This is a genomic window from Pediococcus acidilactici (assembly GCF_016127815.1).
In the GTDB taxonomy this organism is placed as follows: domain Bacteria; phylum Bacillota; class Bacilli; order Lactobacillales; family Lactobacillaceae; genus Pediococcus; species Pediococcus acidilactici.
Window position 1 is genome coordinate 613,349 of the sequence record NZ_CP066046.1, and the last position, 15,863, is coordinate 629,211.

At 42.4% G+C, this 15,863-nt stretch carries 17 protein-coding genes; 16 read left to right on the forward strand and 1 reads right to left on the reverse strand.

The window, feature by feature from the left end:
• Position 1: 1 nt before the first annotated feature.
• The 14 genes from I6H64_RS03045 (at position 2) to I6H64_RS03110 (ending at position 11,705) form a co-directional block, all read left to right on the forward strand.
• Complete coding sequence (locus I6H64_RS03045; protein ID WP_002830319.1) at positions 2-361, forward strand: hypothetical protein; 360 nt, start codon at positions 2-4, stop codon at positions 359-361.
• Positions 351-1,103, forward strand: coding sequence for a segregation/condensation protein A (locus tag I6H64_RS03050; protein ID WP_005917079.1), 753 nt, complete (start codon positions 351-353; stop codon positions 1,101-1,103). The genes I6H64_RS03045 and I6H64_RS03050 overlap by 11 nt, the downstream gene beginning before the upstream one ends.
• Positions 1,081-1,671: an SMC-Scp complex subunit ScpB gene (gene scpB, locus I6H64_RS03055; RefSeq protein WP_005917076.1), complete on the forward strand. Its 591-nt coding sequence runs from the start codon at positions 1,081-1,083 to the stop codon at positions 1,669-1,671. The genes I6H64_RS03050 and scpB overlap by 23 nt, the downstream gene beginning before the upstream one ends.
• Positions 1,672-1,673: 2 nt before the next feature.
• Positions 1,674-2,387 (forward strand): pseudouridine synthase, encoded by a 714-nt coding sequence (locus tag I6H64_RS03060; RefSeq protein WP_002830316.1) that lies wholly within the window; start codon positions 1,674-1,676, stop codon positions 2,385-2,387.
• Between the two features lie 8 nt (positions 2,388-2,395).
• The gene (locus tag I6H64_RS03065) at positions 2,396-3,409 is read left to right on the forward strand and encodes a helix-turn-helix domain-containing protein (protein ID WP_008841063.1); all 1,014 of its coding nucleotides are present in this window, start codon (positions 2,396-2,398) and stop codon (positions 3,407-3,409) included.
• A complete protein-coding gene (locus I6H64_RS03070) occupies positions 3,406-4,830 on the forward strand; it encodes a RecQ family ATP-dependent DNA helicase (RefSeq protein ID WP_005917070.1) in 1,425 nt (474 codons plus the stop codon). Before I6H64_RS03065 ends, I6H64_RS03070 begins: the two co-directional genes overlap by 4 nt.
• Before the next feature lie 73 nt (positions 4,831-4,903).
• Entirely contained in the window at positions 4,904-5,632 is a 729-nt protein-coding gene (locus I6H64_RS03075) for a LysM peptidoglycan-binding domain-containing protein (RefSeq protein ID WP_008841062.1), read from the forward strand.
• Between the two features lie 15 nt (positions 5,633-5,647).
• Positions 5,648-6,328 carry a (d)CMP kinase gene (gene cmk / locus I6H64_RS03080; protein WP_005917065.1) on the forward strand — a complete coding sequence of 227 codons (681 nt, stop codon included), beginning with the start codon at positions 5,648-5,650 and terminating at the stop codon, positions 6,326-6,328.
• Between the two features lie 74 nt (positions 6,329-6,402).
• Complete coding sequence (rpsA, locus tag I6H64_RS03085; protein WP_005917063.1) at positions 6,403-7,614, forward strand: 30S ribosomal protein S1; 1,212 nt, start codon at positions 6,403-6,405, stop codon at positions 7,612-7,614.
• A gap of 139 nt (positions 7,615-7,753) precedes the next feature.
• Positions 7,754-9,061, forward strand: coding sequence for a ribosome biogenesis GTPase Der (gene der / locus I6H64_RS03090; RefSeq protein ID WP_008841061.1), 1,308 nt, complete (start codon positions 7,754-7,756; stop codon positions 9,059-9,061).
• A 184-nt stretch (positions 9,062-9,245) separates the two neighbouring features.
• Positions 9,246-9,521 (forward strand): HU family DNA-binding protein, encoded by a 276-nt coding sequence (locus I6H64_RS03095; RefSeq protein WP_002830307.1) that lies wholly within the window; start codon positions 9,246-9,248, stop codon positions 9,519-9,521.
• A 65-nt stretch (positions 9,522-9,586) separates the two neighbouring features.
• On the forward strand, positions 9,587-10,858 hold the full coding sequence (locus tag I6H64_RS03100) for a tetratricopeptide repeat protein (protein ID WP_036685121.1): 1,272 nt from the start codon (positions 9,587-9,589) through the stop codon (positions 10,856-10,858).
• Between the two features lie 67 nt (positions 10,859-10,925).
• Positions 10,926-11,177 (forward strand): hypothetical protein, encoded by a 252-nt coding sequence (locus tag I6H64_RS03105; RefSeq protein WP_002831868.1) that lies wholly within the window; start codon positions 10,926-10,928, stop codon positions 11,175-11,177.
• 57 nt (positions 11,178-11,234) lie between these two features.
• A complete protein-coding gene (locus tag I6H64_RS03110; protein WP_002830304.1) occupies positions 11,235-11,705 on the forward strand; it encodes a nucleoside 2-deoxyribosyltransferase in 471 nt (156 codons plus the stop codon).
• Positions 11,706-11,767: 62 nt separating this feature from the next.
• On the opposite strand, the gene I6H64_RS03115 is transcribed toward I6H64_RS03110, so the two are convergent.
• Entirely contained in the window at positions 11,768-12,637 is an 870-nt protein-coding gene (locus tag I6H64_RS03115; RefSeq protein WP_008841059.1) for a YitT family protein, read from the reverse strand.
• A 115-nt stretch (positions 12,638-12,752) separates the two neighbouring features.
• Between I6H64_RS03115 and I6H64_RS03120 the strand changes: the two genes are divergently transcribed.
• Together I6H64_RS03120 and I6H64_RS03125 are read left to right on the forward strand one after the other, a co-directional pair.
• On the forward strand, positions 12,753-13,961 hold the full coding sequence (locus tag I6H64_RS03120; RefSeq protein WP_008841058.1) for a CCA tRNA nucleotidyltransferase: 1,209 nt from the start codon (positions 12,753-12,755) through the stop codon (positions 13,959-13,961).
• A 2-nt stretch (positions 13,962-13,963) separates the two neighbouring features.
• Positions 13,964-15,859 carry an ABC-F family ATP-binding cassette domain-containing protein gene (locus tag I6H64_RS03125; protein ID WP_008841057.1) on the forward strand — a complete coding sequence of 632 codons (1,896 nt, stop codon included), beginning with the start codon at positions 13,964-13,966 and terminating at the stop codon, positions 15,857-15,859.
• The last annotated feature ends 4 nt before the right edge of the window (positions 15,860-15,863 follow it).

Genomic DNA, 15,863 nt, shown 5'->3' on the forward strand with positions numbered 1-15,863 from the left:
AATGTTAGTTAAATATACAGAATCAAAAAGACAAATTGCAATGGGCTTATTGTCAACGATTGATGCATTTGGTTCAATCGACGTTGTTCAGCAAGTTCTAGAGCGATATACCAAAAAGAATCGGCAAATTTATCTGGAACGTAGAAATGGTACTTACATTGGATTGGTACTAATTGTTTTGGAGGCAGATTGCGTAGTTGTAGAACGGATGGCCTTCATCGCCAATGAAGAAACGGTTTTTAATGAAAATGAAATCTTTCGGTCATTATTGTCGATTTTTCCAGACCGGCGCTTAATGGGTTCTTTAAAAACGAGTGCAATGATTGAAAGGTTTGAAATGGGGCAAGTTGATGAAAGCTAAAGTGTATAACTTACCGGACGTGAAGCTAGCCGATTTTGAGGGGCCGCTCGATTTATTATTACACTTGATTCGTCAATCGCAGATGAGCATTTACGATATCCGTATTTCAGAAATTACAAGCCAGTATTTACAGTATTTGCATACTCAGGAAACTCTGCGATTAAATATTGCCGGAGAATATTTAGTAATGGCGGCGAAACTAACTGAAATTAAGGGAAAAATGCTGTTGCCTCACGAAGAGGATGAAGAATTAGTTGACGAAGATCCCCGAACAGATTTAGTTGACCAATTAATTGAATACCAGATTTTTAAAACGGCCTCTGAAAATTTACGGGACTTAGAAGGCGAACGGCAACGCTCGTTTTCGAGACCTGAGATGGAAATTGACCCCGCAACGGTCACTAGATTAGCACCTGGAATCGAGCTTACCGATTTGCAAAAAGCTTTACAAAAAGTACTTGCTCGGCAAGCATTGTTGGAGCCAGTTTCACGTACGGTACAGACCGAAAAAGTTTCCATCGAAGAACAAATGGATTTTGTGAAGAGAAGGATCCAACAGCGCTCGGTTTGTCGTTTTGAAGATTTGTTTACCGTCCGGGTGAACCGGGAAGTGTTGGTTACCACTTTTATGGCAATTTTAGAATTAGCCAAGAACCAGCAAATTAAATTGTCACAGGATTCGGCAGACCAATCAATTACAATCAAGATAGGTGAAGTTAATGAACAAGGAACAAAAAGTTGAAGGGCTACTTTTTGTAGCGGGAGCTGAAGGGATTGCATTGGCTAGCCTAGCTGAATTAACCGGCTACGCTAAGCCAGCGGTAACCACCATTTTGGAAAAGTTAGCCGAAAAATATCGCCAAGACCCCAATTCGGCGTTAAGCTTGATTCAAACGGGCGGAACCTATAAATTAGTTACCAAACCCGAGCTAGCTTCGCTAATTAAAAAATATTTTGCTCGTTCCAACCAAGCGGGATTATCGGCGGCAGCTTTGGAAATTTTAGCGATCGTGGCGTACCGGCAACCAATCACCCGGATTGAAATTGATCAGATTCGCGGTGTTCATAGCGGAACCACCTTACAAAATCTCGTCCTTAGAAACTTGGTTAAGGTTACGGGACGGTTGAACGAACCGGGGCGACCGAAAACATATGGAACCACCGCAGAATTTTTAGACTATTTTGGGTTACGAGATCTTACGGAACTGCCGGCGTTGCCTGAAGATACCGAAAATTCCGCAGAAGATCAAGATAATGAGGATTTATTTTTACAAGAGTTTGAATCAAAAATGACAACCAACAAGGAGTAACCATGGCAGAAGAAAGATTACAAAAAGTAATGGCTGAGGCTGGAGTAGCTTCGCGACGGAAGTCCGAAAAGCTAATCGCCGAAGGACACGTTAAAGTTAATGGACGGGTAGTAAAAGAATTGGGCACCAAAGTAGAACAGCATGACCGAATTGAAGTCGATGAGGTGCCTATTCAGCGCGAGCAAAACGTCTATTTCTTACTAAATAAACCGCGTGGAGTAATTACTTCGGTTAGCGATGATAAAAACCGAAAAACGGTCATGGACTTTTTTCCAGACGTTACCGAACGGATTTATCCCGTGGGGAGGTTGGACTACGACACTTCTGGCGCAGTTTTGATGACTAACGATGGTGAATTGGCTAACCGCTTAATGCATCCGAAGTTTAAATTTGAAAAAACGTACACTGCTAAGGTCAAGGGACTGGTCAATGGGTCAGCCTTGAAGCGTCTGGAAGAAGGAGTCGTAATCGATCACCGCAAAACTGCTAAAGCCAAGGCCAAGCTGATTAGTACCGATTTAGAAAAAAAGACATCCATCGTGCAGCTAACGATTCATGAAGGGCGGAATCACCAAGTTAAGAAAATGTTCATGGCGGTTGGCCATCCGGTGCAAAAATTACACCGCAATAGCTACTCTTTCTTATCAATTGATGATGTGCAGTCTGGAAAATGGCGCGCCTTGAAACTGAGCGAAGTTAAACGTCTGAAACGGTAAACATTCAAATGAAACCGGAAGACGGATTAATTTTTTTTGACCGCCATCAAAGTCGCCGACCAAAGGTGATTTTGAATTTGTTGAAAAACAAGCTAACGGTATCGGCACTTTATGGCGGCTTAGAATACGGGTTGCTAAATTACATTGGTTTTTGGAAAAAACTGGATCGTCAGGAATTCCTAAATAGTTTAGATCAAGCAGTTAAAATGGGTTACTTAACTGGGGAACGGGATGCGTTAAAGCTAACGGAACGGGGGGCACAGCAACAAAGTAGAGTTTTGCCGCCACCGGAAGCTAGTTTACGAGTCAAATTTGACCCCGCAATTAAGCTTTGGCTAATGGCAACCCAGGTAGTTTCGGAGTATAGTTTTAAAAATACGCGGTACATCCCAATAAGTGAAGACTCTCAGATAAACTTCATGGTAAAAAAGTGGTTTGCCAACTGGAAACAAAGTGAAACGTCCCGTCCAAAATTGGTTCAGGAATACCAACAGGCTTTGGGTGCACTTTGCGAGCAATTACCTAAAGAAGAAGCCGACTGGTTTGTAAACTACTTACCCAACCATCACGACTTGGGATTAACGGTGGAGCAGCTTGCCCGGGTTAATAACGTTAGTCCATTTCAAATGGAATTACGGTTACGCTTAATTTTTAGGAAAATTTTTAGCTCGGTAATTAATAATCAAGTGACGCCCTTTAATCAATTAATTGGAATGGTTGTGCAACCCTCTGTTTTGCCCAAAAGTACGTGGCAAACTTTGCAGCTATTACAAAAGGGTTATAATGTAGATAAAATTGCAGAATTGCGGCGGGTGAAAATTAATACTGTAAAAGAACACTTACTGATGATGGCAATCTTGCTGGATGATTTTCCCTACCAACAATTTTTAAGCCCTGGTGTTGCTCAAATGAAAATTGCGGGAATTGATTTTCAAACTGCGTTGCAGGAATATCCTGAGCTGACCTTTTTTGATTTTCGGCTTAGCCAAATTAGATTTATTAAGGAACGGCAAAGACAATGACAATTTCGGACCAATTAATTTATGATAAATTGAAGGACCGGTTTGGATTTCAGGAATTTCGGCCCGGACAGTTGGAAATTTTACATAAATTGCTGGAAGGGCGAAGTACGCTAGCAATTTTGCCGACGGGAGCCGGTAAAACCTTAATTTACCAGATGTATGGTTTACTAGTCCCCGGAACGGTAGTGGTGGTTTCCCCATTGTTATCCCTTATTAAGGACCAAATCCAACGGTTGCGTTTGAGTGGCGAGCGTCAAATTGCAGAGCTTACTTCTCAAGTAGCGTTCACCGATCAACTATACGTATTAAACCATCTGGCGGAATATAAATTTATTTTTTTATCACCAGAAAGCTTACAAAAAGCAGAGGTACAAGGGCGAATTGCCCGCTTAAAGATTGCGTTGATGGTCGTGGATGAGGCTCACTGCATTGTGCAGTGGGGGAAGTCGTTTCGTCCGGACTATTTGCGAATTGGACAAGTCCGTCAGCAGTTTGGAAATCCATTGACGTTAGCGTTAACGGCCACTGCTAGCCGGAACACTCGCTCGGAAATTTTGCGATACCTCGCCTTAAATGTTCAAACAACTGAGCAGTACGTTGCTTCCGTAGACCGCAAAAATATCTTTCTAGATTTTTTGACAACCGATAACGTCGCTGATAAGGAAGAATTGTTATTAAATCTGATCGACCAGCTACCGGGCGCGGGCATTGTATACTTTTCTAGTCGAAAGATTGCTAGCCAAGTAAGTGAACTAATTAATCGCCAACTTAGGCAAACGGCTGCGCCATACCATGCGGGGATGTCCACCTATGACCGACTACAAGTTCAAAGTCAGTTTCAAAAAAATCAGCTTGACGTGATTTGTGCAACTAGCGCTTTCGGCATGGGAATTGACAAGGCTGATATTCGTTACGTAATTCATTACCACATGCCGGGCGACATTGAAAGCTACGTTCAAGAAATTGGTCGTGCCGGACGCGACGGTAAGTCAAGCGTGGCGATTACGTTGTACGCGACGGGAGATGAAATGATTCCAACTATTTTAAATAGTTATTCACTTCCAAACACTGATGGATTGCCGCTGTCAAATGGTGAACAGCAAACTGAAGAGCAGCAAGCTTTGGTTAATTATTATCGGGAATTTGGTCTAACTGAAAGCCAATTAAAAAAATTATTTAAAAAACAAGCGCAACAAAAGGAACAACAGATTTTAGAAATGTTAAAATTAATTCGGACTACGGGATGTCACCGGCGCTTTTTATTGCAACATTTTGATGAACCATTTACGAAACACGATGAACAATGTTGCGGTTCGATAAGTGATTTCACAGAATTCGGGTTGCAAGAGTCGCATGATTCTAGTAAATTGGCGATGATGAGCTGGAAGGACAAATTAGCACAAATTTTTGCGGCTAACTAGCCTGTTTTACGTAGTCATTCTAAATAAAATATTGTAAAATACATCATATTGGTATGCATTAGGAGGACGAACATTGAGTAGCAAAAACAAGAAAAACAAAAAATCAATCAAAAAGACTTCGTCAAACGAAGTTACTGAGGAACAAGCTACTAACGAAAAGGTAGCAAACACTGAAAATAAGGCAGCTGCTTCCACAACGGATCCTAAGGAATCAGCCCATGCCGAGCAAACAGCTACGAATGAACAGGCTGCTGCTGAAGAGCAAGCGGCAAGTAAGTCGGAACGCGGCGAGTTTCATAAGCAAAAAAAGCGGACTAAAACCATTGTAGGTTCGATGATTTGGGTAGTAATCATCTTGGCAATTGCGTCGTTAGCTTATTACATGACTCAACGGCAAGATTTTCAGCAAAAAACTGCGAATACTACAACCACTCAGGTAGCTAAATCAAGTAAGAAAAATTCGGCAAGTAAAGCCAAGTCTTCATCTAAGAAGCATGAAAAGGATGCTTCGTCATCTGCTAGTTCAACATCATCAACGACGAAAAAGAACGACGACAAGTCAAAATCGTCATCAGTAGAATCGTCAGCAAGCTCGTCAACAGCATCCTCAAGCAGTGCAACAACGCAATCCTCAAGTAGCGCTAGTTCTGCAGAAGGTGCGTCTTACGCAACGGTCCAAGCTGGTCAAGGGATGTATCGGGTTGCGGTTAACAACGGAATCTCTGTTCAGAAGTTGATGGAATTAAACGGGTTGAACAGTAACTCCGAAATTGAACCTGGACAACAATTAAGAGTAAGGTAGGTCGTTAGTTAGTTTATGGACAAGAAATTACAAATTGCAATTGACGGACCCGCATCAGCAGGGAAAAGTACGGTTGCTAAAATTGTCGCTAAGGATTTAAGTTACATTTACTGCGATACGGGCGCGATGTATCGTGCAGTTACCTTAAAAGCGATGCAAAATCACTTTGATTTAAATGATGAAGAAAAGATCGCGACAATGTTGACAGAAACTAAGTTAAATTTTGAACCCGGTGATCCCGTACAAAAGGTCTTTTTGGACGGAAAAGAAGTCACGGAAGCAATTCGGCGAACGGACGTAACCAATGCGGTTTCTACGATTGCGGCTCAAGAACAAGTCCGTAAAGTATTGACGGACTGGCAACGCGACTTAGCCAAAGATGGCGGAATCGTCATGGACGGTCGCGACATTGGTTCAGCTGTATTACCAAATGCCGAAGTTAAAATTTTTCTCGTGGCTAGTGTCCAAGAACGGGCCGAACGTCGCTATAAGGAAAATATTGCAAAAGGCATGGATACAGATTTAGAACAATTGAAAAAAGAAATTGAAATTCGGGACCACAAAGATTCTACCCGAGAAATTTCGCCACTCACTAAAGCTGCCGATGCAATCGAGGTAGACACTACTGCCATGTCGATTGAAGAGGTGGTACAGAAGATTTTAGACATTGTTCATGAAACTGTATTCAGAAAGTAACAACAATTACTAGCAATTATGCAATTTTTTCGATATTATATAAGTATAAGTGCTGTAAAAGGGGGATTATTCGGATGGCCGAAAATGATGTTAATCAAAACAGTGATTTACTCAACGCAATTAATAGCGTTGAAGAAGTAAAAGTTGGTGACGTAGTTACTGGCGAAGTACTTGATATTGATGACGATCGTCAAGTGATCGTGGGAATTCAAGGTGCTGGTGTGGAAGGTGTCGTACCTTTACGTGAACTTTCTACGCAACATATCGACAATATTAATGACGAAGTAAAAATTGGTGATGAACTAGAACTTGTAGTTATTTCACGGATTGGTGACGATAAGGAAGGTGGCAGTTACCTACTTTCTCGTAAGCGTCTATTAGCTCGTAAAGTTTGGAAAGAAATTGAAGAAAAGGCTGCTAATGGCGAAGAACTTGAAGTACCAGTTACTCAAGTAGTTAAGGGTGGTTTGGTAGTTGATGCTGGAGTACGTGGATTTATTCCTGCTTCAATGATTGAAAACCGCTACGTTGATGATTTAAATGCTTATAAGGGTCAAACTCTTAAAGTTAAGATTATCGAAATCAAGCCTGAAGACAACCGTTTGATTCTTTCACACAAGGCGGTTATCAATGCTGAACGTGCTGAAAAACGCCAAGAAGTATTAAGCTCATTGCAAGAAGGCGAAGTCGTTACTGGTAAGGTAGCTCGTCTTACAAACTTTGGTGCCTTTGTTGACCTTGGTGGAATTGACGGACTTGTTCATATTTCAGAAATTTCATACGAACGGGTTGAAAAACCTTCTGACGTTCTTAAGCCTGGTGAAGAAGTTCAAGTTAAGGTTTTAAGTGTTGATCCAGAAAGAGAACGGATTTCACTTTCAATCAAACAAACCCAACCAGGACCTTGGGAAAATATTGCTGAAAAAGCTCCAGTAGGTGCTGTTTTAGATGGTAAAGTAAAACGGTTAACGGATTTCGGTGCATTCGTTGAAGTCTTCCCTGGTGTTGAAGGATTAGTTCACATTTCTCAAATTTCTCACAAGCACATCGCTACTCCAGCAGATGTACTTGAAGAAGGTCAAGACATTAAGGTTAAAGTACTTGAAGTACATCCAGAAGAACGCCGTTTGGCATTATCAATCAAAGCTTTAGAAGAAGCTCCAAAGAGTGAAAAGAAAGTTTCTAAGGCTCCAGCAACTGACTACAGCAAGGATATGCCAGAAGAAACAACTGGTTTCACACTAGGTGATATCATTGGTGATAGCCTTAAAGATTCAGATAAATAATTCAAAAAATTGTTAGGATTAATAATTTAACATGTCGAGTGCTAGATTATGCCTATCAACTCAGTTAGAAAGGCCTTGGCGGAGAATGATAGTCTGTCCAAGACCTTTTTAATGTTGTATTTAGAAAGGGGGCCAATTGATGGGAAATCCAACTGTAGCAATTGTCGGCCGACCAAACGTCGGAAAGTCAACAATTTTTAACCGAATTGCGGGGGAACGAATCTCCATTGTGGAAGATACTCCGGGAGTAACCCGAGACCGAATTTATACCCATAGCGAATGGCTAGGCCGGAAATTCAACTTAATTGATACTGGCGGAATTCAAATTGGTGAAGAACCATTTTTAGAAGAAATTCGAGATCAAGCCGAATTGGCAATTAACGAAGCGGACGTAATCATTTTTATCGTAAGTGTCCGGGAAGGCGTCAGTGACGCGGACGAAGCGGTTGCTAAAATTTTATATAAAGCCGATAAGCCGGTTATTTTAGCGGTTAACAAAGTTGATAACCCGGAATTACGCCAAGACATTTATGACTTTTACAGCTTAGGTTTTGGTGACCCGTACCCATTATCCGGAAGTCACGGACTAGGTTTAGGGGACTTACTGGACGCAGTTATCGCTAATTTTCCAGAAAAAGAAGAGCAAGAAGATGACGAGGCAATCCGCTTTAGTTTAATTGGGCGGCCTAACGTTGGGAAATCTTCACTCGTTAACGCAATTTTAGGCGAACAACGGGTGATTGTTTCTGACATTGCGGGAACGACCCGGGATGCAATCGATACGCGTTTCACAAGTAATGGTGACGAATTTGTAATGGTCGACACCGCCGGAATGCGAAAAAAAGGAAAAATTTACGAAAATACCGAACGTTATAGTGTGATGCGGGCAATGAAAGCCATCGACAACAGTAACGTAGTTTTGGTAGTACTAAATGCTGAGGAAGGTATTCGGGAACAGGATAAACGGATTGCGGGTTATGCCCACGAAGCGGGCCGGGCAATCGTAATCGTGGTAAATAAGTGGGATAAGCTAAAAAAGGATAACCATAGTTTATCTAACTTTGAACAGTCAATTCGCCAAGAGTTTGCTTACCTCAGCTATGCACCAATTATCTTTGTTTCTGCCGTTACAAAACAACGTTTATCGCAACTTCCCGCATTGATCAAGCGGGTCGATGAAAATCACCGTCGTCGAGTGCAATCATCCACCTTAAACGACGTGTTGATGGATGCCATTGCAGTTAACCCTACACCTAGTGAGAACGGCAAACGTCTACGGGTTTACTACGGTACGCAAGTTAGCATACAGCCGCCAACCTTCGTGATTTTCGTTAACGATCCGGACTTAATGCATTTCTCGTACGAACGCTTCTTAGAAAACAAAATTCGCGAAGCATTCGACTTTGAGGGAACACCTGTGCATTTAATTGAACGTCGTCGGAAGTAATTCTTAAATAAGTATTATAGATGCCGTTTTTAATGCAAAAAGCGCAAAAAAGCTTGTCACAGCAGACTCTGTGTGATATATTTCAAGTTGAAATAATAACAGATTATTGTTTCACCGTTTTTGATTTTTCAAAAATGACAAAACACCTTGTTTTGATAAACAAAATTCAGGAGGTGAAATATACATGGCAAACAAAGCAGAATTAGTTGAAAATGTTGCTAAGAAGACTGGTTTAACCAAGAAGGATGCAACAGCGGCTGTTGAAGCTGTATTTGGCTCAATTCAAGATGACTTGAAGAAGGGCGACAAAGTTCAATTGATCGGTTTCGGTACTTTCGAAGTACGTAATCGTGCAGCTCGTAAGGGTCGCAACCCACAAACTGGTAAAGAAATTGAAATCGCAGCAAGCAAAGTTCCAGCATTCAAGCCTGGTAAGGCTTTGAAGGACGCTGTTAAATAAGCGGATTTCTGAACTTGGGTCAGCATAGCTCTGTTATGCTGGCTTTTTGTTTGCCTGTAAAAATTATGAATAACGAAGAAGCAAATTACTCTAAAAGAGCATTAGATGCCTTAGAATCGGGACAAATTGACGAATTCAACCGATTATACGGTTGGGCGTTGAGAAAAGACGATGACGAGACCCTTTATAACCTAGCTGGGGAACTGTATGCTTTGGGGTTTGATGGCAAGGCACTCCGGATTTATGAAAAATTGATCGAACGATATCCTGGTGATCATGAATTACCGGTATTGGCTGCTGAAATTTTGGTGGACCAAGGAGAAAATGATCGTGCTCTAGCGAACCTAGAAAAGATTCCTGAAGATTCGGAATTTTACGTGTCGGCATTAATGGTGGAAGCCGACCTTTATCAAACTGAAGAATTATACGAGGTTTCGGAAAGAAAACTTTTAGCTGCTGAGCAACTTGCCCCAGACGAACCGGCAATTCAATTAGCCTTAGGGGAGTTGTACTACACAATGCAAGACTATCCTAAAGCCGTCACGTACTACCTCAGGCTGATTAAGCAAGGGATCCCTATGATGAGCCAAATCAACATTGTCGAGCGTTTAGCGGCTTCCTATGCGGCTTCTGGCAAGTTTGAAAAGGCAATCGCTTATTATGAACAGATTCATGATGAAGACTTGACTCCCGATATTTTAATGCAGGAGGGAATTACCTATCTGCAGCTTAATGAAGTGCAACGCGCGCAGACGGTGTTAGAAAAAGTTGTCGACATGGACTCATCGTACAGCAGTGTCTATCCATACTTGATTGATGCGTACCGCCGCGATGAGGAATGGGATAAGGGCTTAACCGCTGCACAAGAGGGGTTAGCGGCTGACCAATATAACCCGGACCTGTATTTGCTGGCTGCTGAAATGGCTGAGCACGCCCATGATGACGAGTTAGTTGAGAAGTACCTACAAAAAGCTGTAGAATTGGCCCCGGATAATCAAGCGGCCATAATTCGGATCACCGATTTTTATAATCGTCAAGGTTGTTACGCAGAAACATTAAATTACGCGACGGACGAAATCACGGATGCCCAATTAAATTGGAACGTGGCGCTTGCCGAGTGGAAAACGGAAGACTTTGCGGGAGCACAGAAGCATTTTAGTGCTGCTGCGAATGATTTGGCTGATTCTGCGCCGTTCTTGCTAGATTGGTACCACTTCAGTAAAGAAAATGGTCAACTTGAACAGGCGGTAGACGTAGCGCGGAAGTATGTCAAATTGGTCCCAACCGATTTGAATATGCAAGATGAATTAGCAGATTTGGAGGTGCAGGGTTATTAATCGTTGGCAAGATAACTTTAAGATTAAAGATTGGGCGCCTAAATTTAACAAAAAGATGGTCGAGGTTATGCGTAAAAATCAATTTACGGCAGAACAACCGGCGGACTTTACGAAATTTAACGACGCAAGTTTTAATGAACAACAAACGTTAATGAAAAATGTGATTGCCAAAAATTACCAAATTAAACTACTCACTAGTTTTAACGAACGAACCGTTTACGGAGTCGTTGGTAAAAACGCAACCGGTCAGTTTTTCTATGCGCTAGACAAGAATCTTCCGGAAAAAATTTCGACTGCGGAGTTAAAAACATTGCTCTAAAATGCTCTTAGCTATGTTATAGTTTTATTACACAAGGCTAAAGGAGTGATTGGAAGAATGGCAAATTCGGTATATTTAGCAGCACCTTTCTTCAGTGATTTACAAATTGAACGGGTACGGAAGGTTGAAGAACTTTTAAAGAAAAATTCGACGATCGACGGTGATAACATCTACGTTCCAATGGATCACCAATACGAAGCAGAAAAGTTTGGTACTTTTAAGTGGCAAGTTGGCGTATTTGAAGCTGACGTTCGTCAAGTTCGTAAATCAGACGTGGTGGTTGCAATTCTTGATTATGCTAAACAAGATGAAGAAGTGATTTCAGATCCTGGAACGGTATTTGAAATTGGCGCCGCATTTGAAAATGGCAAACCAGTTATTTTAGTTCAATTTGACGACACCGACAAGATTAACCTCATGTTGGCTCGTAGTCACGCAGCATTCTTCCATGGAGAAGATATTAAAAATTTAGCTACCTATGATTTTAATGAGTTAACTCCGAAATATTCTGATTTAACGGTATTTTAAAGGTTAGGCAGCGTTAATAAAAATGCAGAAATTGCCAATTGGCGACTTCTGCATTTTTTGTATTATTCAGGTTGTTTATCGGAATCGTAAGTGAATCCTTCACCAATGGCTTCGTGAACGTCGATTACGGAAGTAAACGCGCGGGGGTCGACGCGTTCAATAATTCGTTTAGCTAAGTTGAGTTCGTTAGGACCGATTACGCAATAAACCATCTGGTGTTCGTTATTGGAATACGCGCCCGTCATTTTTATGTAACTGGCACCACGACCGAGCTCGTCCATAAGGGCTTCTGCAATTTCTTCATTTTGATCACTGATAATGATTAAGCCGTGGCCGGCGTAAGCTCCGACCTGGGTCAGGGAAACTAAGCGGGAGAAAACGTAGGCAGCTAGTAACGTGTACATCATGTGCAAGACGTCAATGTAGCAAAGCGAAATGGTTAAGACAACCGCATCAAGCGCGAAAAGGGTGTGTCCCATTGCAATTCCGCGGCGCTTTTCCAAAATTCGGGCAACGACGTCGGTTCCACCGGTAGTTCCACCAAAACGGTAAACGACCCCGCTCCCGAAACCACCGGCGATCCCGGCGAGAATTCCGGCAATGAACATGTCGTGATGAATATCCAAGCTAATGGGGATGCGTTGCCAAAAGTACAACCAAAATGAAAGTGCTAACGTTCCAAAAATTGTGTAAATTAAGGAACGCTTACCCAAAAAGCGGTAACCAATCAAAATTAAGGGAACGTTGATTAACAGCGTGGAAAGCGCGGGATCAATCCCAAACAAGGCCCGCAGTATCAGAGTTACCCCGGTGATCCCACCCTCCGCGAGGTGATTGGGGATGTTAACCACGGCAAGGCCGAGCCCGTACAGACAACAGCCTAGCGTAATCATGACGAAATCTAACAACCGAATTGATTCATCTTTTTGCATAAACAACCTCCTTATTCCTTATGCAGTACTTGCAAATATCATACCATAGAAGTGGAACTTCCTTTTCAAAATCAGGGTGGTTTCTGGTAGTATTAAATGTGGATTGGATGTGAGAATGGTGCAGTTAGAAAAAATGCCACAAGAGTTTGAAGAAGCACGAAACGTGTTACAACAAATCGAAGAAGCTGGATATGAAGCTTATTTTGTGGGCGGTAGCGTCCGGGATACGTTACTTGGTAAGCCCATTCACGACGTGGACATTGCGACGAGTGCTTATCCCGCTGAAATTAAACAAATTTTTAAACGAACCGTTGATACGGGAATCGAACACGGAACCGTAATGGTTTTAACTGGAGAACATAGTTACGAAATCACCACTTTTCGAACGGAAAGTGGTTACCAAGATTTTCGGCGGCCTGATCAGGTTACGTTCGTCCGGTCACTAAAGGAAGACTTAATGAGGCGCGATTTTACCATTAACGCCTTTGCCTTACGGGAAGATCGAACCGTTATTGACGTTTTTGACGGTTTAACCGACCTTAAACAGCATAAAATTCGCGCCGTTGGGGATCCTAAGGCGCGTTTTCACGAAGATGCTTTGCGAATGATGCGCGGAGTCCGGTTTGCTAGTCAATTAGATTTTGTGATCGAACCGCAAACGTTAGCGGCCATTAAAATGAATAGCAGTTTGTTGGCTAAAATCTCGGTGGAACGAACCCTAGTAGAGTTTCAAAAGATGATGCTAGGAACTAACCCTAACCGAGGGCTAGCTGATATGGTTGCCACGCGGCTCAATGAATACTGTCCAGGATTAGCCGGTAAGGGAGCCGTACTGCAGGAATTACTGGCTTATCCGCTAAGCCAGTTAGAAAACGAAACCCAAGTTTGGGCGCTTTTAGCGCGGATGTTGCAGCTACGCGGCGCACAAATTAACCGCTTTTTAAAACAGTGGAAGACCTCTAACGAATTGATTCGCCACGTTACGGCAACCGTTCGGGTACTTAGCATGCTGGATAGTCCCGGGGTGGATCGGATAATTTTATTTGAAGCTGGTGCTGATAGCGTTGCTAACGCAGTCCGGGTGGCGCAAATTTTAGGCCATGACGAACGGGGATGGTTGGATACTTACCAAACGCTACAAATCAAATCACCTAAAGAATTAGCGGTGACCGGTAAGGACTTGATTGCAAACCAGATCGTCACTCCGGGACCCCAAATGGGGCGGATTTTAAACTCCTTAAAAACTATGGTAATTAACGATCAATTACCGAACCAACCAGAAGCATTGTTTACAGCAGCACGAAAATTAGGGAAAGATGATTGAGAATGAAAACATTAAAGGCTAAAAATTTAACCAAAACATATGGGGAAAAGCAACTCTTTCAGTCGATTAATTTCACCATTAACGAAAATGATCGGATTGGGTTGATCGGGACGAACGGGTCAGGAAAAACCAATCTCTTAAACGCGGTCGCTGGGATTGATCCGGCCGATAGCGGCGAGTTTGAAGCTCCCAACGATTACCGGATTGCCTACTTAAAGCAAAGCTCGGAGATTAACCAATATGAAACGGTTCGAGATTTTATTTATAGCGGTGACCAAGAAGTTTTTCGGGTCATCAAACGTTACGAGCAAGTTTTAGCTCAATATACTGATAATCCCACTTCAAGCACGATTTTTGAGAAGTTTACCAAAGCCGAAGATGAAATGAACCGGCTGGACGCCTGGAATACCGAAAGCAATATCAAGACAATCCTAACGCAACTCCACGTGGATATGCTGGATGCCCCAATTAACCAACTATCAGGGGGCCAGGTAAAGCGAATTGCGCTAGCGCAGGCTTTATTAGAACCCGCGGATTTATTGCTACTGGACGAACCCACTAACCACTTGGATTTTGACTCAATTGAGTGGCTAGAAAAGTATTTAGCCGATTACAAGGGTGCCCTTTTACTAGTCACCCACGACCGGTATTTCTTAGATCGGGTAACCAACCACATCTGGGAACTAAGCTTCGGTCACCTGTACGAATATGAAGGTAATTATGCTAAATACGTGGAACAAAAGGCGTTACGCGAACAGCAAAATGAAGCTAGCCAAGAAAAGAAGTACAAGCTTTATAAGCAAGAGCTGGAATGGATTAAGCGGGGTCCTAAAGCCCGGGGAACAAAGCAACAGGCTCGAATTAACAAGTTTGAGAAACTTGATCAAGACGTGCATGCGCCTAAGGAAATTGACCAAGACGTTGAGATTGGACTAACCCAACAACGATTGGGAAAAAAAGTTATTGAAATCAAGCACCTTGATTTGCAGGTGGGGGACCACCCGATTGCCCGTGACTTTACCAAGTTGATTCAAGCTGGCGATCGAATTGGAATTACCGGGGCCAATGGTGCGGGTAAATCTTCCTTCTTGAACGCGATTGCTGGAAAGCTCCCCATTCAAGGCGGGACGATTGACATTGGTGAAACGGTTAAAATTGGCTATTATACTCAGAAGATGGAACCCATTCCAGAAGACAAACGGGTAATTAATTACATCAAGGAAATTGGTCAAGAAGTTGTTAACCGGGACGGTGAAAAAATTAGCGTTACCAGTTTATTAGAGCAATTTCTCTTTCCAAAGTTTATGCATGGAAGTTTAATTAAAAAACTTTCGGGTGGTGAAAAGCGCCGGTTGTACTTAATTAAGGTTCTCATGCAGCAACCCAACGTCTTATTACTAGACGAACCGACGAACGACTTAGACATTGCCACCTTAACCGTATTAGAAAACTACCTTGAACATTTCAACGGGACCGTTTTAACGGTTTCTCACGACCGCTATTTCCTTGATAAGGTTAGCGATCAATTATTGATTTTTGATGGTAACGGGCAGATTGAACAATACACTGGTCAAATTAGCGACTACCTTAAACAGCGGGCGCAAACCACGTCCACTAGCGCTACCACGGCTAAGCCCCGGACGGAACCAACTCCCGTAGCTAAACCAAAAAAGAAGAAAAAAAGAACCTATGCCGAAGAAAAAGAATGGCAGACAATTGAAGCAGAAATTGATAAACTAGAACAAAAATCTAAAACAATTACCGAACAAATGAACGAATACGCTGCGGATTATGGCAAACTATCGGAACTTCAGGCTGAACTCAACCAGGTATCCGATGAGTTAGAGAATAAAATGGCGCGCTGGGAGTATTTGGAAAGTTTTGAAGAAGGGGAGTAACGGG